The organism is Pseudomonas capeferrum (assembly GCF_000731675.1).
Classification (GTDB): Bacteria; Pseudomonadota; Gammaproteobacteria; order Pseudomonadales; family Pseudomonadaceae; genus Aquipseudomonas; species Aquipseudomonas capeferrum.
The window spans coordinates 817,402-839,992 of record NZ_JMIT01000003.1 but is presented as its reverse complement, the minus strand read 5'-3'; the positions used below and the strand labels follow the sequence as shown (position 1 = coordinate 839,992).

The window sequence follows — 22,591 nt, the reverse complement described above, 5'->3', positions numbered from 1 at the left end:
GGGCAACCGCTGGCCGAGCAAACGCATCACGCCGTCTATAAGGAATGACTGGTTGGAAATTGACCTATTGCCTTGCTTTCTCTAGAATCGCCGGTCTCTTAAAAAGGGGGCCATCCCGGCCGTCGTCGACAAACCCAGGTAACACGCCATGAAACGTACTTTCCAACCAAGCACCATCAAGCGCGCGCGCACTCACGGTTTCCGTGCTCGTATGGCTACCAAGAACGGCCGCGCTGTTCTGTCGCGTCGTCGTGCCAAAGGCCGTAAGCGTCTGGCCATTTGATTTTTCGGCACAGGTGGTGAGTCAGGACTTCAGTCGGGAAAAGCGACTGCTTACACCCCGACATTTCAAAGCGGTCTTCGACTCCCCAACCGGCAAGGTTCCAGGGAAAAACCTGCTGATCCTTGCTCGCGAGAACGGCCTCGATCATCCACGCCTTGGCCTGGTGATTGGCAAGAAGAGCGTCAAGCTCGCCGTTCAACGCAATCGCCTCAAGCGCTTGATGCGCGATTCCTTTCGTCTGAACCAGCAGATACTCGCTGGCCTGGACATCGTGATCGTCGCGCGCAAGGGATTGGGTGAGGTAGAAAACCCGGAATTGCATCAACACTTTGGCAAGCTCTGGAAACGCCTGGCGCGCAGCCGGCCATCTCCAGCGGTTAGCGCCGATTCCGCAGGGGTAGACAGCCAAGATGCGTAAACTGGCACTCGTTCCGATCCAGTTTTACCGTTATGCCATCAGTCCACTGATGGCCAATCACTGTCGTTTCTTCCCCAGCTGCTCCTGTTACGCTTACGAAGCCATCGAAAACCATGGCCTCTGGCGTGGTGGGTGGCTGGCCGTTCGTCGCCTGGGGCGTTGTCATCCGTGGAACGACGGCGGTTTCGACCCCGTTCCACCCGCTCCTTCCTCCCGAACTTCTTCGATAGCCGAGTAATCATGGATATTAAACGCACGATCCTGATCGCCGCGCTGGCAGTCGTGTCCTACGTCATGGTCCTGAAGTGGAACGATGACTACGGCCAAGCTGCCCTGCCGACTCAGAATACTGCTGCCAGCACTGTTGCTCCGGGCTTGCCCGATGGCGTGCCGGCCGGTAACAACGGTGCCAGCGCCGATGTACCGAGCGCCAACGCCGAATCGAGCCCTGCCGAACTGGCACCGGTCGCACTCAGCAAGGATCTGGTCCGGGTCAAGACCGATGTTCTGGAACTGGCTATCGACCCGGTCGGTGGTGACATCGTCCAGCTGAACCTGCCGAAGTACCCACGCCGTCAGGACCACCCGAACATTCCGTTCCAGCTGTTCGACAATGGCGGCGAGCGTGTGTACCTGGCCCAGAGCGGCCTGACCGGCGCCAACGGCCCGGACGCCCGTTCCACTGGTCGCCCGCTGTACGCGGCCGAGCAGCGCAGCTACCAGCTGGCCGATGGCCAGGAACAACTGGTGGTCGACCTGAAGTTCAGCGACAACGGTGTGAACTACATCAAGCGCTTCAGCTTCAAGCGCGGTGAGTACGACCTGACTGTCAGCTACCTGATCGACAACCAGAGCGCACAGCCCTGGAGCGGCAACATGTTTGCCCAGCTCAAGCGTGACGCCAGTGGCGATCCGTCTTCGAGCACGGCAACCGGCACCGCCACCTACCTGGGCGCCGCCCTGTGGACAGCTGCCGAGCCGTACAAGAAAGTGTCGATGAAAGACATCGACAAAGGTAGTTTGAAAGAAAATGTGTCCGGCGGCTGGGTCGCCTGGCTGCAGCACTACTTCGTAACCGCCTGGATCCCGGCCAAGTCTGACAACAACGTTGTCCAGACCCGCAAGGACAGCCAAGGCAACTACATCATCGGTTACACCGGCCCGGCCATCAGCGTCCCTGCTGGCGGCAAGGTCGAAACCAGCGCCATGCTGTACGCCGGCCCGAAGATCCAATCCAAGCTCAAGGAGTTGTCCCCAGGCCTGGAACTGACCGTCGACTACGGCTTCCTGTGGTTCATTGCCCAGCCGATCTTCTGGCTGCTGCAACATATCCACAGCCTGCTGGGTAACTGGGGCTGGTCGATCATCGTGCTGACCATGCTCATCAAAGGCCTGTTCTTCCCGCTGTCGGCTGCCAGCTACCGCTCGATGGCGCGCATGCGTGCCGTGGCGCCAAAGCTTGCCGCGCTGAAGGAACGCTTCGGCGATGATCGCCAGAAGATGTCCCAGGCGATGATGGAGCTGTACAAGAAAGAGAAGATCAACCCGCTGGGTGGCTGCTTGCCGATCCTGGTTCAGATGCCGGTATTCCTGGCCCTGTACTGGGTACTGCTGGAAAGCGTCGAGATGCGCCAGGCCCCATGGATGCTGTGGATCACTGACCTGTCGATCAAGGATCCGTTCTTCATCCTGCCTATCATCATGGGCGCCACCATGTTCATTCAGCAGCGTCTGAACCCGACGCCGCCGGACCCGATGCAGGCGAAGGTCATGAAAATGATGCCAATCATCTTCACCTTCTTCTTCCTGTGGTTCCCGGCTGGTCTGGTGCTGTACTGGGTTGTGAACAACTGCTTGTCGATTTCCCAGCAGTGGTACATCACCCGCCGTATCGAAGCAGCGAGCAAGAAAGCTGCTGCTTGACGGGCTGCTAGTCTGTGAATAAAAACGCCCCCTAGTGGGGCGTTTTTGCTATCTGTCGTTTTTTGTCGTAGAGGCTTTCGAGCATGAACACTGTGCGTGAGACCATCGCCGCCATCGCTACCGCCCAGGGCCGCGGAGGCGTGGGCATTGTCAGGTTGTCCGGCCCGTTGGCTGCCCAGGCAGGCCAGCTCATCACCGGCCGTACCCTGACGCCTCGCCACGCCCATTACGGGCCGTTTCGCGATGACCAGGGCCTGGTGCTGGACGAAGGCATCGCCTTGTACTTCCCAGGGCCCAACTCGTTCACCGGTGAAGATGTGCTCGAGCTCCAGGGGCATGGCGGGCCTGTGGTCCTGGACATGCTGCTGCAGCGCTGTGTACAACTCGGTTGCCGGCTGGCCCGCCCGGGTGAGTTCAGCGAGCGTGCGTTTCTCAACGACAAGCTCGACCTGGCACAAGCCGAGGCGATCGCCGACCTTATCGAGGCCAGCTCCAGCCAGGCGGCGCGCAATGCCTTGCGCTCGCTGCAGGGGGAGTTCTCCAAGCGTGTGCACAGCCTCACCGAGGCGCTGATCGCCTTGCGCATCTACGTGGAGGCGGCGATCGACTTCCCGGAGGAGGAGATCGACTTCCTCGCCGATGGCCACGTGCTGTCGATGCTGGATACCGTGCGCAGCGAGTTGTCCACAGTACAACGCGAAGCCGGGCAGGGCGCGCTGCTGCGCGATGGTATGACGGTGGTGATCGCCGGCCGCCCGAATGCGGGTAAATCCAGCCTGCTGAACCGCCTTGCCGGTCGCGAAGCGGCCATCGTCACCGACATCGCCGGCACCACCCGGGATATCCTGCGTGAACATATCCACATCGACGGCATGCCGTTGCACGTGGTGGACACCGCAGGCCTGCGTGATACCGATGACCATGTGGAAAAGATAGGTGTCGAGCGGGCGCTCAAGGCCATTGGCGAAGCTGATCGTGTATTGCTGGTGGTCGACTCCACGGCACCCGAAGCCAGCGATCCCTTCGCCCTCTGGCCGGAGTTCCTCGATCAGCGCCCGGACCCTGGCAACGTCACGTTGATCCGTAACAAGGCCGACCTCAGCGGTGAACCCGTGGGCCTGGAGCAGTGTGACGACGGCCATGTGACTATCACCCTCAGCGCCAAGGATGACGATAGCGGCTTGCAGCTGCTGCGTGACCACCTCAAGGCCTGCATGGGCTACGAACAGACTGCAGAGAGCGGTTTCAGTGCCCGCCGGCGCCACTTGGATGCCCTGCGCCAGGCCAGCGATCACCTGGAGCATGGCCGTGCGCAGCTGACCCTGGCTGGCGCCGGTGAACTGCTGGCAGAGGACCTGCGCCAGGCTCAGCACGCCCTGGGAGAGATCACAGGGGCGTTCAGCTCGGATGACCTGCTGGGGCGTATCTTCTCCAGTTTCTGCATCGGCAAGTAATCCACAGGCCTTCACAAGGCCATTGGCGACACCAGGCCGCTCCTTCGGGAGCGGTTTTTTTTTGCTCGTCAGTCACCTCACTGGCTGTGCGTTGGCCAAGAAGGCCGTCCAGATCCTGGTTTTTTTCATCCACAGGTGAAAATAGGTGCGCCTGTACCCTGGGGATAACCCAACTTCAGGTCTCTTGATAACCCACTCTTTTTCTTGAGGAAAAACCGGCCTGTGGGTAAATAGGCATTTAATCCACAGGTTAAATGACGTTGTCCATAGCCCTCATGGCACTTGAATAACAGGGTTTAATTTCTCTGTACACAGCGCCAGATAAGGCCTGTGTAACCTTATCCACAGAAAGGTGTGTGCATAAGAATAAACATAAAAACAAAGCTTTTTAAATTCTTATTCTTTGATTTCTGTTGTTTGCCACTCATCCACAGCCTGATCAAATTTTGCGCAAACGGTTCCTTTGCAAGGGGGTAAGTCCCTATACTTGTCGGCTTACCTTCTCTATTCGCAAAAACAGGCACGAGGTGCGTGGTGGATTTCCCTTCCCGTTTTGAAGTGATCGTCATCGGCGGCGGCCATGCCGGTACCGAGGCTGCGCTTGCGTCTGCACGCATGGGTGTCAAAACCCTGCTGCTGACCCACAACGTGGAAACCCTCGGTCACATGAGCTGCAACCCCGCGATTGGCGGTATTGGCAAAAGCCATCTGGTCAAAGAGATCGATGCGCTCGGCGGCGCCATGGCGCTGGCCACCGACAAGAGCGGCATTCAGTTCCGCGTGTTGAACAACCGCAAAGGCCCGGCCGTACGCGCCACCCGAGCGCAAGCTGACCGCGCCATCTACAAGGCAGTGGTTCGCGAAATCCTGGAAAACCAGCCAAACCTGTGGATATTCCAGCAGTCCTGCGACGACCTGATCGTCGAACAGGACCAGGTCAAAGGCGTGGTAACCCAGATGGGCCTGCGGTTCTTCGCCGAATCCGTGGTGCTGACTACCGGTACCTTCCTCGGTGGGCTTATCCACATCGGGTTGCAAAACCATTCCGGCGGCCGCGCCGGCGATCCGCCCTCGATCGCGCTGGCACACCGCATGCGTGAACTGCCGCTGCGCGTCGGCCGACTGAAAACCGGTACCCCGCCACGTATCGATGGGCGCTCGGTGGACTTCTCGGTGATGACCGAACAACCGGGCGACACACCGATCCCGGTCATGTCGTTCATGGGCAATGCCCAGATGCACCCGCGCCAGGTGAGCTGCTGGATCACCCACACCAACGCACGTACCCACGAGATCATCGCCTCGAACCTCGACCGTTCGCCGATGTACTCTGGTGTGATCGAAGGCGTCGGCCCGCGCTACTGCCCGTCGATCGAAGACAAGATCCATCGCTTCGCCGACAAGGAAAGCCACCAGGTGTTCATCGAGCCGGAAGGCCTGACCACCCATGAGCTGTACCCCAACGGTATTTCGACTTCGCTGCCGTTCGATGTGCAGCTGGAGCTGGTGCGTTCGATCCGCGGCATGGAAAACGCCCACATCGTGCGCCCGGGTTATGCCATCGAGTACGACTACTTCGACCCGCGTGACCTGAAGTACAGCCTCGAGACCAAAGTCATCGGCGGCCTGTTCTTCGCCGGCCAGATCAACGGCACCACCGGTTACGAAGAAGCCGGTGCGCAAGGCCTGCTGGCCGGTACCAACGCTGCGCTGCGCGCGCAAGGCCGCGAAAGCTGGTGCCCGCGCCGCGACGAGGCGTACATCGGCGTACTGGTCGACGACCTGATCACCCTGGGTACCCAGGAGCCGTACCGCATGTTCACCTCGCGCGCCGAATACCGGCTGATCCTGCGCGAGGACAACGCCGACCTGCGTCTGACCGAGAAAGGCCGAGAACTGGGCCTGATCGATGACCAGCGTTGGGCGGCGTTCTGCACCAAGCGTGATGGCATCGAGCGTGAGGAACAGCGCCTCAAGTCGACCTGGGTTCGCCCTAATACCCCGCAGGGGCAAGCGGTTGTGGATAAGTTCGGTACGCCGTTGAGCCACGAATACAGCCTGCTCAACCTGTTGGCACGGCCGGAAGTGGATTACGCCGGCCTGATCGAGGCTACCGGGGGTGATGCCATCGACCCACAGGTTGCCGAACAGGTCGAGATCAAGACCAAGTACGCGGGCTACATCGACCGACAGCAGGATGAGATCGCCCGTCTGCGCGCCAGTGAAGATACTCGCCTGCCTGTGGATATCGACTACACCACGATTTCCGGCCTGTCCAAGGAGATCCAGGGCAAGCTCGGCCAGACCCGTCCCGAGACGCTGGGCCAGGCTTCGCGTATTCCTGGTGTGACGCCAGCGGCCATTTCGCTGCTGCTGATTCATCTGAAAAAACGCGGCGCAGGCCGCGAATTGGAGCAAAGCGCTTGAGTTCCCTGGTCACCCCGCAACACGCCGAAGAATTGTCCACAGGCGCGCGCCAGCTCGGTATCGAGCTGAGCGCGCAGCAGCACACGATGCTACTGGGCTACCTGGCCCTGTTGATCAAATGGAACAAGGCCTACAACCTCACTGCCGTGCGCGATCCGGACGAGATGGTTTCCCGGCACCTGCTCGACAGCCTCAGCGTCATGTCGTTTATCCACAGCGAGCGCGATAACTGGCTGGATGTCGGCAGCGGGGGTGGCATGCCGGGCATTCCCTTGGCTATCCTGCACCCGCACAAGCGGGTGACGGTGCTGGACAGCAACGGCAAGAAGACCCGCTTCCTGACCCAGGTGAAAATGGAGCTCAAGCTGGACAACCTGCAGGTTATCCACAGCCGGGTTGAAGCCTTCAAACCGGCGCAACCGTTCAGCGGAATCATCTCGCGTGCCTTCAGCAGCATGGAGAACTTCACCAACTGGACCCGCCATCTGGGCGACACCGGGACGCAATGGCTTGCAATGAAGGGGCTGCATCCTGCCGATGAACTGGTAGCATTGCCCGCAGACTTCACAGTGGAAAGCGAGCAGGCCCTGACCGTTCCAGGTTGCCAGGGCCAGCGCCATCTGCTGATACTGCGCCGCAAGGCATGACTGGGAACACGCGCATCAATGGCTAAGGTATTCGCAATCGCGAACCAGAAAGGTGGTGTGGGCAAGACCACCACCTGTATCAATCTCGCGGCATCGCTGGCCGCGACCAAACGTCGTGTGCTGCTGATCGACCTCGATCCGCAAGGCAACGCCACCATGGGCAGCGGTGTCGACAAGCACGAGCTCGAGCACTCGGTATACGACTTGCTGATCGGGGAATGTGACCTGGCTCAGGCCATGCATTACTCCGAGCACGGTGGTTTCCAGCTGTTGCCGGCCAACCGTGACCTGACCGCCGCCGAAGTGGTGCTGCTGGAAATGCAGGTCAAGGAAAGCCGCCTGCGCAACGCCCTGGCGCCGATCCGCGAGAACTACGACTTCATTCTCATCGACTGCCCGCCGTCGTTGTCGATGCTGACCCTCAACGCGTTGGTGGCTTCCGATGGGGTGATCATCCCCATGCAGTGCGAGTACTACGCACTGGAAGGCCTCAGCGACCTTGTGGATAACATCAAGCGCATTGCCGCCCGGCTGAACCCGGAGCTGAAGATCGAAGGCCTGCTGCGGACCATGTTCGATCCGCGCCTGAGCCTGAACAACGATGTTTCGGCCCAGCTCAAGGAGCACTTCGGCGAGCAGCTGTACGACACGGTCATCCCGCGCAACATTCGCCTGGCCGAGGCCCCGAGCTTCGGCATGCCGGCCCTGGCCTACGACAAGCAGTCGCGTGGTGCGCTGGCTTATCTGGCCCTGGCCGGGGAACTGGTGCGCCGTCAGCGCCGTCCATCACGCACTGCACAAACAACTTAAGGAATCCGTATGGCCGTTAAGAAACGAGGTCTCGGACGTGGGTTGGATGCTCTGCTCAGTGGTCCTTCCGTCAGCGCGCTCGAAGAGCAGGCTGTCAAGATCGACCAGAAGGAACTGCAACACCTGCCGGTCGAGCTGATCCAGCGTGGCAAGTACCAGCCGCGTCGCGACATGGACCCGGTGGCGCTGGAAGAACTCGCGCACTCGATTCGCACCCATGGCGTGATGCAGCCGATCGTGGTTCGCCCGGTGGGCGACAACCGCTACGAGATCATCGCCGGTGAGCGCCGCTGGCGCGCTACCCAGCAGGCTGGCCTGGACACCGTGCCGGCCATGGTCCGCGAAGTGGCGGACGAGGCGGCCATCGCCATGGCGCTGATCGAGAACATCCAGCGCGAAGACCTCAACCCGCTGGAAGAGGCCCTCGCCCTGCAGCGCCTGCAGCAGGAGTTCGAACTGACCCAGCAGCAGGTGGCCGATGCCATTGGCAAGTCGCGGGTTACCGTGGCCAACCTGTTGCGCCTGATCACGCTGCCTGAAGCGATCAAGACCATGCTCGCCCATGGCGACCTGGAGATGGGTCATGCTCGCGCTTTGCTCGGCCTTGAAGAGAATCGTCAGGAGGAGGGGGCGCGTCATGTTGTCGCACGTGGCCTCACCGTGCGCCAAACCGAGGCACTGGTACGTCAGTGGCTCAGTGACAAGCCTGATCCGGTCGAACCGAGCAAACCTGATCCGGATATCGCACGCCTTGAACAGCGGCTCGCAGAGCGCCTGGGCTCGGCCGTGCAGATCCGTCATGGGAACAAGGGCAAAGGGCAGTTGGTTATTCGCTACAACTCGCTTGACGAGTTGCAAGGCGTCCTTGCTCACATCCGCTGAAACAATTCCTGTTGTAGCGCGCAGTCGGAAATCACTACCGAAGAGTTGAATAGGGGTTAATCCACCCCTATACTCTGCGCGCATTTTGTCGGCACAAATTATGCCAAGTCATAGCTGACTTGTTGGTCGACTTCCGAGGAGCAGTTGTGATGGAAATCCGCACGCCAAACCGCTTGCCTTTCCATCGCTGGGCGGTTTTTCCGGTACTGTTGACTCAATGTGTAGTACTTCTGCTGGCAACCTTGGTGGTGTGGCAGTGGAAAGGGGCGGTCAGTGGATATTCAGGTCTCTGCGGAGGTTTGATTGCCTGGCTACCCAATGTGTATTTCGCCTGGAAGGCGTTTCGCTTTAGCGGAGCCCGGGCAGCGCAGGCCATCGTCAAGTCGTTCTACGCTGGCGAGGCAGGCAAAATGATTTTGACGGCAGTGCTGTTTGCATTGACCTTCGCAGGAGTGAAGCCATTGGCGCCGTTAGCAGTATTCGGCGTCTTCCTGCTGACCCTAATGGTCAGCTGGTTCGCGCCACTGCTAATGAATAAAAGACTTTCGAGACCTTAGGGCGTTTGAGGCAACCATGGCAGCAGAAACCGCTTCGGGCTATATCCAGCACCACTTGCAGAACCTGACCTACGGTCAACTACCAGACGGCAGCTGGGGCTTTGCCCATTCGGCTGCAGAAGCCAAGGCAATGGGCTTCTGGGCGTTCCACCTGGACACCCTGGGTTGGTCCGTTGCGCTGGGTCTGATCTTCCTGTTCATCTTCCGCATGGCGGCGAAGAAGGCGACCTCCGGCCAACCCGGCGGCCTGCAGAACTTCGTCGAAGTGATGGTCGACTTCGTCAACGGCAGCGTGAAGGACTCCTTCCACGGCCGTAGCCCGGTGATCGCTCCGCTGGCACTGACCATCTTCGTCTGGGTATTCCTGATGAACGCCGTCGACCTGGTACCGGTCGACTGGATTCCTCAGCTGGCCATCCTGATCTCCGGTGATCCGCACATTCCGTTCCGCGCCGTGTCGACTACCGACCCGAACGCGACCCTGGCCATGGCCTTCAGCGTGTTTGCCCTGATCATCTTCTACAGCATCAAGGTCAAGGGCCTGGGCGGCTTCATCGGTGAGCTGACCCTGCACCCGTTCGGCAGCAAGAACATCTTCGTTCAAGCCCTGCTGATCCCGGTGAACTTCCTGCTGGAATTCGTCACCCTGATCGCCAAGCCGATCTCGCTGGCACTGCGTCTGTTCGGCAACATGTACGCCGGTGAGCTGGTGTTCATCCTGATCGCCGTCATGTTCGGCTCGGGCCTGCTGTGGCTGAGCGGCCTGGGTGTGGTGCTGCAATGGGCGTGGGCTGTGTTCCACATCCTGATCATCACCCTGCAAGCTTTCATCTTCATGATGCTGACCATCGTCTACCTGTCGATGGCGCACGAAGATAACCATTAAGACCGCCTGGCGTGTCTGATAGCCTTCCCCGCCGGTACGGGGGGAGGGCTTAAAAAGTCCGCAAGGGCAGCTGTACTCACGATTTGTTTTACCGCTTCAAACTAAAAACCTAACCAATACGACGTAAAAGTCGGGAGGAAAGATGGAAACTGTAGTTGGTCTGACCGCTATCGCTGTTGCTCTGCTGATCGGCCTGGGTGCTCTGGGTACCGCCATTGGTTTCGGCCTGCTGGGCGGCAAATTCCTGGAAGGCGCTGCTCGTCAACCAGAAATGGTTCCGATGCTGCAGGTCAAAATGTTCATCGTTGCCGGTCTGCTCGACGCCGTAACCATGATCGGTGTTGGTATTGCTCTGTTCTTCACCTTCGCGAACCCCTTCGTTGGTCAGATCGCCGGCTAATCACTCGTCACAACGAGTTGATGTGCTGTGATGAATTAAGACCGAGCGAGGTGTTGGCGTGAACATTAATGCAACCCTGATTGGCCAATCCGTTGCTTTCCTGATTTTTGTACTCTTCTGCATGAAGTACGTATGGCCTCCGGTCATCACTGCTCTGCAAGAGCGTCAAAAGAAGATTGCCGACGGCTTGGACGCTGCCAACCGCGCAGCTCGCGACCTGGAGCTGGCCCAAGAGAAAGCGGGTCAGCAACTGCGTGAAGCTAAAGCACAGGCAGCCGAAATCATTGAGCAAAGCAAGAAACGCGCTGCTCAGCTTGTCGAGGAAGCCCGTGATCAGGCCCGCGTCGAAGCTGACCGTGTGAAGGCTCAGGCTCTGGCCGAGATCGAACAGGAACTGAACAGCGCTAAAGACGCCCTGCGTGCCCAAGTGGGTGCCCTGGCCGTTGGCGGTGCTGAAAAGATCCTTGGCGCCACAATCGATCAAAACGCGCATGCGGAGCTGGTTAACAAACTGGCCGCTGAAATTTAAGCGAGGGCGATCATGGCAGAACTGACCACGTTGGCCCGACCTTACGCTAAGGCTGCCTTTGAGCATGCCCAGGCCCATCAGCAACTGGCCAATTGGTCAGCCATGCTCGGCCTGGCTGCTGCGGTGTCGCAAGACGACACCATGCAGCGCCTGCTCAAGGCCCCGCGACTGACGAGCGCAGAAAAGGCCGCCACGTTCATTGACGTGTGCGGTGACAAGTTCAATGCACAGGCACAGAATTTCATTCATGTTGCCGCGGAAAACGACCGTCTCCTGCTTCTGCCGGAGATTGCCGCTCTGTTCGACCTGTACAAGGCCGAGCAAGAGAAATCCGTGGACGTGGAAGTCACCAGTGCCTTCGCGTTGAACCAAGAACAGCAAGACAAACTCGCCAAGGTTCTCAGTGCACGGTTAGGCCAGGAAGTGCGCCTGCACGCGTCGGAGGATGCCAGCCTGATTGGCGGCGTCGTCATCCGCGCTGGTGACCTGGTAATCGATGGCTCTGTTCGCGGCAAAATCGCGAAACTGGCCGAAGCATTGAAATCTTGAGTTTGAAGGGGCAGCAGAGCAATGCAGCAACTCAATCCTTCCGAAATTAGTGAAATCATCAAGGGCCGCATCGACAACCTCGATGTGAGCTCCCAAGCCCGTAACGAAGGTACCGTCGTTTCGGTTTCCGACGGTATCGTGCGGATCCACGGTCTGGCCGACGTCATGTACGGCGAAATGATCGAGTTCCCTGGCGGCGTCTACGGCATGGCCCTGAACCTGGAGCAAGACTCCGTAGGTGCAGTGATCCTGGGTGCCTACGACACCCTCGCCGAAGGCATGAGCGCCAAGTGCACCGGCCGCATCCTGGAAGTTCCAGTTGGTAAGGAACTGCTGGGTCGCGTCGTCGACGCACTGGGCAACCCGATCGACGGCAAAGGTCCTCTGGGCAACACCCAGACCGACGCGGTCGAGAAAGTTGCTCCAGGCGTGATCTGGCGTAAGTCGGTAGACCAGCCTGTACAGACTGGCTACAAATCTGTCGACGCCATGATCCCTGTCGGCCGTGGCCAGCGTGAGCTGATCATCGGTGACCGTCAGATCGGCAAGACCGCCATGGCCATCGACGCCATCATCAACCAGAAAGACTCCGGTATTTTCTGTGTTTATGTTGCTGTCGGCCAGAAGCGTTCCACCGTCGCCAACATCGTTCGCAAGCTGGAAGAAAACGGCGCCCTGGCCAACACCATCGTGGTTGTTGCCAGTGCTTCGGAATCCGCCGCACTGCAATTCCTGGCGCCATACGCCGGTTGCACCATGGGCGAGTTCTTCCGTGACCGCGGTGAAGACGCACTGATCGTTTACGATGACCTGTCCAAGCAGGCTGTTGCCTACCGTCAGATCTCCCTGCTGCTGCGCCGTCCACCAGGACGCGAAGCATACCCAGGCGACGTGTTCTATCTCCACTCCCGTCTGCTGGAGCGTGCATCGCGCGTTTCGGAAGAGTACGTCGAGAAGTTCACCAACGGTGCTGTGACTGGTAAAACCGGTTCCCTGACCGCGCTGCCGATCATCGAAACCCAGGCTGGCGACGTTTCCGCGTTCGTTCCGACCAACGTGATCTCGATCACCGACGGTCAGATCTTCCTGGAATCGGCCATGTTCAACTCGGGCATCCGCCCTGCAGTGAACGCCGGTGTTTCGGTATCCCGCGTAGGTGGTGCCGCTCAGACCAAGATCATCAAGAAGCTGTCCGGTGGTATTCGTACCGCGCTGGCTCAGTACCGTGAACTGGCTGCATTCGCCCAGTTCGCGTCCGATCTGGACGAAGCGACCCGCAAGCAGCTGGAGCATGGTCAGCGCGTTACCGAGCTGATGAAGCAGAAGCAGTACGCGCCGATGTCCATCGCGGACATGGCCCTGTCGCTGTACGCCGCTGAGCGTGGCTTCCTGACCGACGTAGAAGTCTCCAAGATCGGCAGCTTCGAGCAAGCACTGATCGCCTTCTTCAACCGTGATCACGCTGAACTGATGGCGAAGATCAACGTGAAGGGTGACTTCAACGACGAAATCGACGCAGGCCTGAAAGCCGGTATCGAGAAGTTCAAGGCCACCCAGACCTGGTAAGCCGCAGCGGGGGCCCTGGCCCCCGCTTGCTAACCTGATAGGTGATACATGGCAGGCGCAAAAGAGATTCGCAGTAAGATTGCGAGCATCAAAAGCACGCAAAAAATTACCAGCGCCATGGAGAAAGTGGCGGTCAGCAAGATGCGCAGGGCACAAATGCGCATGGCTGCTAGCCGTCCTTACGCGGAGCGTATCCGCCAGGTGATCGGTCATCTGGCCAACGCCAACCCGGAATACCGCCACCCGTTCATGATCGAGCGCCCTGTAAAGCGCGCCGGTTATATCGTGGTGAGCAGTGACCGTGGTCTGTGCGGTGGCTTGAATACCAACCTGTTCAAGGCCCTGGTCAAGGACATGAGCGCAAACCGCGAACAGGGCGTGGAAATCGACCTGTGCGTGATTGGCAGCAAGGGTGCGACTTTCTTCCGCATCTTTGGCGGCAACGTCGTAGCAGCGATCAGCCACTTGGGCGAAGAGCCATCGATCAACGATCTGATCGGCTCCGTCAAAGTGATGCTGGACGCCTACATGGACGGCCGTATCGATCGCCTCTCGGTGGTTTCGAACAAGTTCATCAACACCATGACCCAGAAGCCAACGGTCGAGCAATTGGTACCGTTGGTGGCAACCCCGGATCAGGAACTCAAGCACCACTGGGACTACCTGTACGAACCCGACGCAAAAGAGCTGCTGGACGGCTTGATGGTGCGTTACGTGGAGTCGCAGGTATACCAGGCGGTGGTCGAGAACAACGCTGCTGAACAAGCGGCCCGGATGATCGCCATGAAAAACGCCACAGACAACGCCGGTGATTTGATCAAAGAGCTGCAATTGATCTACAACAAGGCGCGTCAGGCTGCGATCACCCAGGAGATCTCGGAAATCGTCGGCGGCGCTGCCGCGGTTTAACGGTTCACATATTCAGAGGATCCAGCTATGAGTAGCGGACGTATCGTTCAAATCATCGGCGCCGTCATCGACGTGGAATTCCCACGTGACGTCGTGCCGAGTGTATACAACGCGCTGAAAGTACAAGGCGCGGAAACCACCCTCGAAGTTCAGCAGCAGCTGGGCGACGGCGTGGTTCGTACCATTGCGATGGGCTCCACCGAAGGCTTGAAGCGCGGTCTGGATGTCGTCGACACCGGTGCTGCCATTTCCGTTCCTGTTGGTAAGGCCACTCTCGGCCGTATCATGGACGTACTGGGCAACCCGATCGACGAAGCCGGCCCGATCGGTGAAGAAGAGCGTCGCGGTATCCACCAGCCAGCGCCTTCGTTCGCTGACCAGGCAGGCGGCAACGACCTGCTGGAAACCGGCATCAAGGTTATCGACCTGGTTTGCCCGTTCGCCAAGGGTGGTAAGGTTGGTCTGTTCGGTGGTGCCGGTGTCGGCAAGACCGTAAACATGATGGAACTGATCCGTAACATCGCCATGGAACACAGCGGTTACTCCGTGTTCGCTGGTGTGGGTGAGCGTACTCGTGAGGGTAACGACTTCTACCACGAGATGAAGGACTCCAACGTTCTCGACAAAGTAGCGCTGGTCTACGGTCAGATGAACGAGCCACCAGGAAACCGTCTGCGCGTAGCGCTGACCGGCCTGACCATGGCTGAGAAGTTCCGTGACGAAGGTAACGACGTTCTGCTGTTCGTCGACAACATCTATCGTTACACCCTGGCCGGTACCGAAGTATCCGCACTGCTGGGCCGTATGCCTTCGGCAGTAGGTTACCAGCCGACCCTGGCTGAAGAGATGGGCGTTCTGCAAGAGCGCATCACCTCCACCAAGGAAGGTTCGATCACCTCCGTCCAGGCCGTATACGTACCTGCGGACGACTTGACCGACCCGTCGCCAGCGACCACCTTCGCCCACTTGGACGCCACCGTCGTTCTGTCCCGTGACATCGCCTCCCTGGGTATCTACCCAGCGGTCGATCCACTGGACTCGACTTCGCGCCAGCTGGACCCGAACGTGATCGGCAACGAGCACTACGACACCGCTCGTGGCGTTCAGTATGTTCTGCAGCGCTACAAAGAGCTGAAGGACATCATTGCGATCCTGGGTATGGACGAACTGTCCGAGACCGACAAGCAACTGGTAGCCCGCGCTCGTAAGATCCAGCGCTTCCTGTCGCAGCCGTTCTTCGTGGCCGAAGTCTTCACCGGTTCGCCAGGCAAGTACGTTTCCCTGAAAGACACCATCGCTGGCTTCAGCGGCATCCTCAAAGGTGACTACGACCACCTGCCAGAACAAGCGTTCTACATGGTCGGCAGCATCGACGAAGCGATCGAGAAAGCCAAGAAACTGTAATTCCTGCGCCCCGCAAGGGGCGCTATCAGGTTGAGGCAAGCAGATGGCTATGACAGTCCATTGCGATATCGTCAGCGCGGAAGGAGAAATTTTCTCCGGTCTGGTCGAGATGGTGGTTGCGCACGGTAACCTGGGTGATCTTGGTATCGCTCCAGGCCACGCGCCGCTGATCACCAATCTGAAGCCAGGTCCGATCACGCTGACCAAGCAGGGTGGCGCACAAGAGGTGTTCTACATCTCTGGTGGTTTCCTCGAGGTTCAGCCGAACATGGTCAAGGTGCTTGCCGATACCGTGCAACGTGCTGCAGACCTGGATGAAGCGCAGGCTCAGGAAGCCCTCAAGGCTGCCGAGAACGCCCTGAATACGAAAGGCGCGGACTTCGACTACGGCGCCGCCGCCGCACGTCTGGCCGAGGCCGCAGCTCAGCTGCGTACCGTCCAGCAAATGCGCAAAGGCAAGTAATCGGCCACGGCTGATGACTTCTGTTGCGATTGAGTAAAAGGGTAGCCTCGGCTACCCTTTTTCTTTTTTTGATTTCCCCCCCGGTCATTTCACTGACCGCCCAGGATTGGTAGCCAGTAATGTCACTCGATATCGTTATTCTCGCCGCCGGCCAAGGTACCCGCATGCGCTCGGCGCTGCCCAAGGTACTACACCCGGTTGCCGGCAACTCCATGCTCGGCCATGTTATCCACAGCGCGCGCCAGCTTCAGCCGCAAGGTATCCACGTGGTCATTGGCCACGGTGCCGAGCAGGTACGTGAGCGCCTGGCAGCTGACGACCTGAACTTCGTCATGCAGGACAAGCAGCTGGGTACAGGCCATGCCGTGGCTCAGGCGCTGCCGGCGTTGACCGCAGATACCGTGCTGGTGCTGTACGGCGATGTGCCGTTGATCGAAGTGGAGACCTTGCAGCGTCTGTTGGCCAAGGCCAACGACGAGCAACTGGGGCTGCTCACGGTCACCCTCGAAGACCCGACCGGCTATGGTCGTATCGTGCGTGACGAGCAGGGCAAGGTAACGGCGATCGTTGAGCACAAGGATGCCAACGACGCGCAGAAAGCGATCAAGGAAGGCAACACCGGTATTCTGGCCCTGCCTGCCGCGCGCCTGGCGGACTGGATGAGCCGTTTGTCGAACAACAATGCCCAGGGCGAGTACTACCTGACCGATGTCATCGCCATGGCGGTGTCCGACGGCCTGGTGGTGGCGACCGAGCAGCCCCATGACCCGATGGAAGTGCAGGGCGCCAACGATCGTCGCCAGCTGTCCGAGCTGGAGCGCCACTATCAGTTGCGCGCAGGCCGCCGCCTGATGGCCCAGGGTGTCACCCTGCGCGACCCGGCGCGGTTCGATGTGCGCGGTGAAGTGACCGTAGGCCGTGATGTGCTGATCGACATCAACGTGATCCTCGAAGGCCAGGTAGTGATCGAGGACGATGTAGAAATCGGCCCCAACTGCGTGATCAAGAACAGCACCCTGCGCAAGGGTGCGGTGGTCAAGGCCAACAGCCACATCGAAGGTGCGGTGATGGGCGAGGGTAGCGATGCTGGCCCGTTCGCGCGCCTGCGCCCGGGCAGCGTGCTGGATGCCAAGGCCCATGTGGGTAACTTTGTCGAACTGAAAAATGCTCACCTGGGTGAGGGCGCCAAGGCCGGCCACCTGAGCTACCTGGGCGATGCCGAAATCGGTGCGCGCACCAACATCGGCGCTGGCACCATCACCTGCAACTACGATGGCGCCAACAAGTTCAAGACGGTGATGGGCGAAGACGTGTTCATCGGCTCGAACAACTCGTTGGTGGCGCCTGTGGATATCCAGGCTGGTGCTACTACTGCGGCAGGCTCGACCATCACCCAGACTGTTGAAGCAGGGCAGCTTGCTGTGGGCCGTGCGCGCCAGCGCAACATCGACGGCTGGAAGCGGCCGGAGAAGATCAAGAAGAGCTGAGTTATACACAGTTGTTTCGATCGAAAGCCGACCTGTGTGAATGGGTCGGTTTTTTTTGGGCTGTTGGAAAGCTGGGAGTGCTTTGCCCTCCTTTCGCGACGCGAGGCCGCTCCTACAGGGATACGCGCCACCTGGAGGGTAGCGAAAGGGCCGCGTCAGCGGACGACAACAGACTTATCCACAGTTCATGGCGCTTGACGAAAAGAGCGTCTTAGGTTTTGATTGCAACCATTATCTTTCGAATCGAAACTTAAGCGCTCATGTCGAAACGTAACACCCCCCAACGCCGGCACAACATCCTGGCCATGCTCAGCGAGCAGGGCGAGGTGAGTGTGGACGCGTTGGCCAAGCGCTTCGAAACGTCAGAAGTCACCATTCGCAAGGACCTTGCAGCCCTGGAAACCAATGGCCTGCTATTGCGACGCTACGGCGGTGCGGTGCCGGTGCCGCAAGAGTTGCTCGGCGAACCTACCCAGCCCGTGTCCGCCTACAAGAAGGCCATTGCCCGCGCTGCTGTAGGGCGTATCCGCGAACATGCGCGGATCATCATCGACAGCGGCAGCACCACTGCTGCGATGATCCCTGAATTGGGCCGCCAACCGGGCCTGGTGGTAATGACCAACTCATTGAACGTGGCCCGCGCCATCAGCGACCTGGAGCATGAGCCGGTGTTGCTGATGACCGGCGGCACCTGGGACCCGCACTCCGAGTCGTTCCAGGGGCAGGTGGCCGAGCAGGTGTTGCGTTCCTACGATTTCGACCAGCTGTTCATCGGTGCCGATGGCATCGACCTCAACCGGGGTACCACCACCTTCAACGAGCTGCTTGGCCTGAGCCGAGTCATGGCCGAGGTGGCCCGGGAAGTGATCGTGATGGTCGAGTCCGACAAGGTGGGGCGCAAGATCCCTAACCTCGAGCTGCCCTGGGGCAGCGTGAATACCCTTATTACAGACGAACGCCTGCCCGCAGCGGCACGCGAACACATTCAAGCCCGCGGCATCAACCTGATTTGCGCCGCGATCAGCCAGGAGCAATAACCATGTGTGGAATCGTTGGTGCCGTAGCCGAGCGTAATATTACCGCCATTCTGATCGAAGGCCTCAAGCGCCTCGAATACCGCGGGTACGACAGTGCCGGCCTGGCTGTCTTCAGCCAGCAAGGTGAGCTGGAGCGTCGCCGCCGTATCGGTAAAGTCAGCGAGCTGGAAGCCGCCGTCGCCGCCGACCCTCTCACCGGCCAGCTGGGCATCGCCCACACCCGTTGGGCCACCCATGGTGCGCCCACCGAAGGCAACGCCCACCCACACTTTTCGGCCAGTGAAGTGGCGGTCGTGCACAACGGCATCATCGAAAACCACGAAGAGCTGCGTGAAGAGCTGAAAGAGCTCGGCTACGTATTCACTTCGCAGACCGATACCGAAGTCATCGTTCACCTGATCCACCACACGCTCAAGACTGTCCCGGACCTGACCGATGCGCTGAAGGCCGCTGTGAAGCGCCTGCACGGTGCCTATGGCCTGGCCGTGATCAGTGCCAAACAGCCAGACCGCCTGGTAGCCGCTCGCAGCGGTAGCCCGCTGGTGATCGGCCTCGGCCTTGGTGAGAACTTCCTGGCTTCGGACCAGTTGGCCCTGCGCCAGGTCACCGACCGTTTCATGTACCTGGAAGAAGGCGACATCGCCGAGATCCGCCGTGACCAAGTCAGCATCTGGGACCAGGCCGGCACCAAGGTCCAGCGTGAAACCGTGCAGTACCACGAAGGCGCTGAGGCGGCCGACAAAGGTACCTACCGTCACTTCATGCTCAAGGAAATCCACGAGCAGCCAAGCGTGGTCCAGCGCACGCTGGAAGGCCGCCTGGGCAAGGACAATGTGCTGGTCCAGGCCTTCGGCCCGAATGCCGCCGAACTGTTTGCCAAGGTTCGCAATGTGCAGATCGTCGCTTGCGGTACCAGCTACCACGCCGGCATGGTTGCCCGTTACTGGCTCGAAAGCCTGGCCGGCATCCCTTGCCAGGTCGAAGTGGCCAGCGAGTTCCGCTACCGCAAGGTCGTGGTCCAGCCAGACACCCTGTTCGTCTCGATCTCGCAATCCGGTGAGACCGCCGACACCCTGGCCGCCCTGCGCAATGCCAAGGAGCTGGGCTTCCTCGGCAGCCTGGCCATCTGCAACGTCGGCATCAGCTCGCTGGTGCGCGAATCCGACCTGACCCTGCTGACCCTGGCCGGCCCGGAGATCGGTGTTGCCTCGACCAAGGCATTCACCACCCAGCTGGTTTCGCTGATGCTGCTGACCCTGGCCCTGGGCCAGGTGCGCGGTACCCTCGAAGCCGGTGTGGAAGCCGAGCTGGTTGAAGAGTTGCGCCGCCTGCCGACCCGCCTGGGCGAGGCATTGGCCATGGACGCGACTGTCGAGAAGATCGCCGAACTGTTCGCCGACAAGCACCACACCCTGTTCCTGGGCCGTGGCGCCCAGTACCCGGTGGCGATGGAAGGTGCCCTCAAGCTCAAGGAGATCTCCTACATCCACGCCGAAGCCTACCCGGCGGGCGAGCTGAAGCACGGCCCGCTGGCGCTTGTGGATAACGACATGCCGGTGGTCACCGTGGCGCCGAACAACGAACTGCTGGAGAAGCTCAAGTCCAACCTGCAGGAAGTACGTGCCCGTGGCGGTGAGCTGGTGGTGTTCGCCGACGAGCACGCTGGCATGACCAACGGTGAAGGCACCCACGTGATCAAGGTGCCGCACATCGCGGACGCCCTGGCGCCGATCCTGTACACCATTCCGCTGCAGCTGCTGTCGTACTACGTCGCCGTGCTCAAGGGTACCGACGTTGACCAGCCGCGTAACCTGGCGAAATCGGTGACAGTCGAGTAAGCCGCAGCGTTTAATGGCGATGGTGGTTTCGTTGCATTAGAACTGTTGTCGAACAATTGAAACTGTTGCCGGTAGAGGGAAGCGCTCGCTTCCCTTCATCGGGCGCTTCACCCTCCTCCCCGCTTCACCCCTCCCTACCTAGATCTGGCGTTCTCTGATGCCCCTTGCCGTTCAGGGTCATGAATCTCTGGGCTCCGTCAGCTTCCGCTATTCGCTCAAGTGCTCTGAGCAGCAGGGTACCGATCCCTGACTTTCGCTGGGCCGGTCCGACAACCCGTGAGCGAATCAGACGAGTCCGACCACTTCCTTAGGGCCCAGAGCGCGGGCTATTTCCTGTTTTATGACGTCCCGTAAGGCGCGGCGATTGTGAATATCTAGTTTACCACATATTCGAATAGGCATATATTCGGATTTCCAGATATTAGTCGTACACGCATTCCCCAGGAGGTCACATGCGAGAAACACTGACTCCCCCCATCGTTTTCAAATGCCTGGCTGATGACACTCGGGCCCGGATGACCCTGCTGATCGCCCGCGAAGGCGAACTCTGTGTCTGCGAACTTACCCACGCGCTGGAGCTGAGCCAGCCGAAGATCTCGCGGCATTTGGCCCAGTTGCGCGAGGCTGGACTCCTGATGGATCGCCGCAAGGGTCAATGGGTGTACTACCGACTGCACCCCGAACTGCCGCAGTGGGTGGACGCGATGCTGAAGGGAGTGGTCGATGCGAACCAGCAATGGTTGAGCCCCGATGCGTTGCGCCTTGCCGAAATGGGCGAGCGGCCGCAGAGCCCTGTTGCTTGTGCTTGATACTTCCCTTCGCTGATTGAGTTGTCGTCATGCTGATCGCATTTCTGATTTTTCTGGTGACGATCGTTCTCGTCATCTGGCAGCCAAAGGGCTTAGGCGTGGGCTGGAGTGCAGCTCTAGGAGCTGTCGTGGCGCTGCTGGCTGGCGTCGTGAGCCTGTCCGATATTCCAGTGGTCTGGCAGATCGTGTGGAACGCCACCGCAACTTTTATCGCCGTCATCATCATCAGCCTGCTGCTGGATGAGGCGGGGTTCTTCGAGTGGGCGGCATTGCACGTGGCCCGCTGGGGCAACGGCAGCAGCCGCAAGCTGTTCGCCTTCATCATCCTGCTGGGCGCCGCCGTCTCGGCGCTGTTCGCTAACGACGGTGCGGCACTGATCCTGACCCCGATCGTCATCGCCATGCTGCTGGCCCTGCGCTTCTCCCCGGCGGCGACGCTGGCATTCGTCATGGCGGCGGGCTTCATCGCCGATACCGCGAGCCTTCCGCTGGTGGTTTCCAACCTGGTGAACATCGTCTCCGCCGACTACTTTGGCATTGGCTTCAGCGAATACGCCTCGGTCATGGTGCCGGTGAACCTGGTCAGCATCGCCGCCACCCTGGGAATGCTGCTGTGGTTCTTCCGCAAGGACCTGCCGCGTACCTATGAACTCGACCAACTCAAGGCTCCCGAAGCCGCTATCCGCGACAAGGCGACGTTCGTTGCCGGCTGGTGGGTGCTTGCGCTGTTGCTGGTCAGCTTTTTCGCCATCGAGCCGTTGGGCGTTCCGATCAGCGCCATCGCTGCTGCCTGTGCGCTGATCCTCTACCTGATCGCCGCCCGCGGGCACGTGATTTCTACCCGCAAGGTGCTCAAGGACGCGCCTTGGCAGGTCGTGGTGTTCTCGCTTGGCATGTACCTCGTGGTTTATGGCCTGCGTAACGCCGGCCTCACCGACTACCTGACGCAGATCCTCAATGTCTTCGCCGGCTACGGGATCTGGGGCGCATCCCTCGGCACGGGGCTGCTCGCCGCTGGCCTGTCGTCGGTCATGAATAACATGCCCACTGTGCTGGTAGGCGCTTTGTCGATCCATTCCGCTGAGGCCACCGGCATCGTGCGCGAGGCCATGATCTACGCCAACGTCATCGGCTGTGACCTCGGTCCGAAAATCACCCCCATCGGCAGCCTGGCCACCTTGCTGTGGCTGCACGTGCTGGCCCGCAAGAACATCGTCATCACCTGGGGTTACTACTTGCGCACCGGCATCGTCCTGACGCTGCCGATCCTGCTTGCCACCTTGGCCGCATTGGCCATCCGCTTGAGCTTTTGA

General features: G+C 59.9%; 24 protein-coding genes. 23 read left to right on the top strand and 1 reads right to left on the bottom strand.

Annotated elements, in window-relative coordinates; genetic code table 11:
- Positions 1-148 precede the first annotated feature (148 nt).
- The 21 genes from rpmH to glmS all read left to right on the top strand — a co-directional run bounded on the left by rpmH (position 149) and on the right by glmS (position 20,469).
- Positions 149-283, top strand: coding sequence for a 50S ribosomal protein L34 (gene rpmH, locus PC358_RS27380; protein WP_003253163.1), 135 nt, complete (start codon positions 149-151; stop codon positions 281-283).
- Between the two features lie 13 nt (positions 284-296).
- Positions 297-701 carry a ribonuclease P protein component gene (gene rnpA, locus PC358_RS27375; protein WP_077068714.1) on the top strand — a complete coding sequence of 135 codons (405 nt, stop codon included), beginning with the start codon at positions 297-299 and terminating at the stop codon, positions 699-701.
- Positions 694-939 (top strand): membrane protein insertion efficiency factor YidD, encoded by a 246-nt coding sequence (gene yidD / locus PC358_RS27370; RefSeq protein ID WP_015268406.1) that lies wholly within the window; start codon positions 694-696, stop codon positions 937-939. The genes rnpA and yidD overlap by 8 nt, the downstream gene beginning before the upstream one ends.
- Positions 940-941: 2 nt before the next feature.
- Complete coding sequence (gene yidC / locus PC358_RS21430; RefSeq protein ID WP_033702440.1) at positions 942-2,624, top strand: membrane protein insertase YidC; 1,683 nt, start codon at positions 942-944, stop codon at positions 2,622-2,624.
- Between the two features lie 83 nt (positions 2,625-2,707).
- Complete coding sequence (mnmE, locus tag PC358_RS21425) at positions 2,708-4,078, top strand: tRNA uridine-5-carboxymethylaminomethyl(34) synthesis GTPase MnmE (protein ID WP_033702439.1); 1,371 nt, start codon at positions 2,708-2,710, stop codon at positions 4,076-4,078.
- Positions 4,079-4,612: 534 nt separating this feature from the next.
- A complete protein-coding gene (mnmG, locus tag PC358_RS21420; RefSeq protein WP_033702599.1) occupies positions 4,613-6,505 on the top strand; it encodes a tRNA uridine-5-carboxymethylaminomethyl(34) synthesis enzyme MnmG in 1,893 nt (630 codons plus the stop codon).
- Entirely contained in the window at positions 6,502-7,152 is a 651-nt protein-coding gene (rsmG, locus tag PC358_RS21415; RefSeq protein WP_033702438.1) for a 16S rRNA (guanine(527)-N(7))-methyltransferase RsmG, read from the top strand. Before mnmG ends, rsmG begins: the two co-directional genes overlap by 4 nt.
- A gap of 18 nt (positions 7,153-7,170) precedes the next feature.
- On the top strand, positions 7,171-7,962 hold the full coding sequence (locus tag PC358_RS21410) for a ParA family protein (protein ID WP_027592075.1): 792 nt from the start codon (positions 7,171-7,173) through the stop codon (positions 7,960-7,962).
- 9 nt (positions 7,963-7,971) lie between these two features.
- The gene (locus PC358_RS21405; RefSeq protein WP_033702437.1) at positions 7,972-8,844 is read left to right on the top strand and encodes a ParB/RepB/Spo0J family partition protein; all 873 of its coding nucleotides are present in this window, start codon (positions 7,972-7,974) and stop codon (positions 8,842-8,844) included.
- Between the two features lie 149 nt (positions 8,845-8,993).
- Complete coding sequence (locus PC358_RS21400) at positions 8,994-9,401, top strand: F0F1 ATP synthase subunit I (RefSeq protein ID WP_033702436.1); 408 nt, start codon at positions 8,994-8,996, stop codon at positions 9,399-9,401.
- Between the two features lie 16 nt (positions 9,402-9,417).
- On the top strand, positions 9,418-10,287 hold the full coding sequence (atpB, locus tag PC358_RS21395) for a F0F1 ATP synthase subunit A (protein ID WP_033702435.1): 870 nt from the start codon (positions 9,418-9,420) through the stop codon (positions 10,285-10,287).
- A gap of 142 nt (positions 10,288-10,429) precedes the next feature.
- A complete protein-coding gene (gene atpE, locus PC358_RS21390; RefSeq protein WP_003097235.1) occupies positions 10,430-10,687 on the top strand; it encodes a F0F1 ATP synthase subunit C in 258 nt (85 codons plus the stop codon).
- Positions 10,688-10,745: 58 nt separating this feature from the next.
- A complete protein-coding gene (locus tag PC358_RS21385) occupies positions 10,746-11,216 on the top strand; it encodes a F0F1 ATP synthase subunit B (RefSeq protein ID WP_003260032.1) in 471 nt (156 codons plus the stop codon).
- A gap of 12 nt (positions 11,217-11,228) precedes the next feature.
- Positions 11,229-11,765 (top strand): F0F1 ATP synthase subunit delta, encoded by a 537-nt coding sequence (locus PC358_RS21380; RefSeq protein ID WP_003253191.1) that lies wholly within the window; start codon positions 11,229-11,231, stop codon positions 11,763-11,765.
- Positions 11,766-11,786: 21 nt separating this feature from the next.
- Positions 11,787-13,331: a F0F1 ATP synthase subunit alpha gene (atpA, locus tag PC358_RS21375; protein WP_012274911.1), complete on the top strand. Its 1,545-nt coding sequence runs from the start codon at positions 11,787-11,789 to the stop codon at positions 13,329-13,331.
- Positions 13,332-13,379: 48 nt separating this feature from the next.
- A complete protein-coding gene (gene atpG, locus PC358_RS21370; protein WP_033702434.1) occupies positions 13,380-14,240 on the top strand; it encodes a F0F1 ATP synthase subunit gamma in 861 nt (286 codons plus the stop codon).
- Positions 14,241-14,267: 27 nt separating this feature from the next.
- Complete coding sequence (atpD, locus tag PC358_RS21365; protein ID WP_016489910.1) at positions 14,268-15,644, top strand: F0F1 ATP synthase subunit beta; 1,377 nt, start codon at positions 14,268-14,270, stop codon at positions 15,642-15,644.
- Between the two features lie 43 nt (positions 15,645-15,687).
- On the top strand, positions 15,688-16,107 hold the full coding sequence (locus PC358_RS21360) for a F0F1 ATP synthase subunit epsilon (RefSeq protein ID WP_033702433.1): 420 nt from the start codon (positions 15,688-15,690) through the stop codon (positions 16,105-16,107).
- A gap of 119 nt (positions 16,108-16,226) precedes the next feature.
- Positions 16,227-17,594, top strand: coding sequence for a bifunctional UDP-N-acetylglucosamine diphosphorylase/glucosamine-1-phosphate N-acetyltransferase GlmU (glmU, locus tag PC358_RS21355; protein WP_033702432.1), 1,368 nt, complete (start codon positions 16,227-16,229; stop codon positions 17,592-17,594).
- 260 nt (positions 17,595-17,854) lie between these two features.
- A complete protein-coding gene (locus tag PC358_RS21350; protein ID WP_033702431.1) occupies positions 17,855-18,631 on the top strand; it encodes a DeoR/GlpR family DNA-binding transcription regulator in 777 nt (258 codons plus the stop codon).
- A 2-nt stretch (positions 18,632-18,633) separates the two neighbouring features.
- On the top strand, positions 18,634-20,469 hold the full coding sequence (gene glmS, locus PC358_RS21345; RefSeq protein WP_033702430.1) for a glutamine--fructose-6-phosphate transaminase (isomerizing): 1,836 nt from the start codon (positions 18,634-18,636) through the stop codon (positions 20,467-20,469).
- Positions 20,470-20,593: 124 nt separating this feature from the next.
- Here the strand turns inward: glmS and PC358_RS28490 are convergent, their stop codons facing one another.
- A complete protein-coding gene (locus PC358_RS28490; protein ID WP_227697322.1) occupies positions 20,594-20,755 on the bottom strand; it encodes a GNAT family N-acetyltransferase in 162 nt (53 codons plus the stop codon).
- A gap of 166 nt (positions 20,756-20,921) precedes the next feature.
- On the opposite strand from PC358_RS28490, the gene PC358_RS21340 reads away from it, so the two are divergent.
- Both PC358_RS21340 and PC358_RS21335 read left to right on the top strand, forming a co-directional pair.
- Positions 20,922-21,278 (top strand): metalloregulator ArsR/SmtB family transcription factor, encoded by a 357-nt coding sequence (locus PC358_RS21340; RefSeq protein ID WP_033702429.1) that lies wholly within the window; start codon positions 20,922-20,924, stop codon positions 21,276-21,278.
- A gap of 29 nt (positions 21,279-21,307) precedes the next feature.
- The gene (locus tag PC358_RS21335; RefSeq protein ID WP_033702428.1) at positions 21,308-22,591 is read left to right on the top strand and encodes an arsenic transporter; all 1,284 of its coding nucleotides are present in this window, start codon (positions 21,308-21,310) and stop codon (positions 22,589-22,591) included.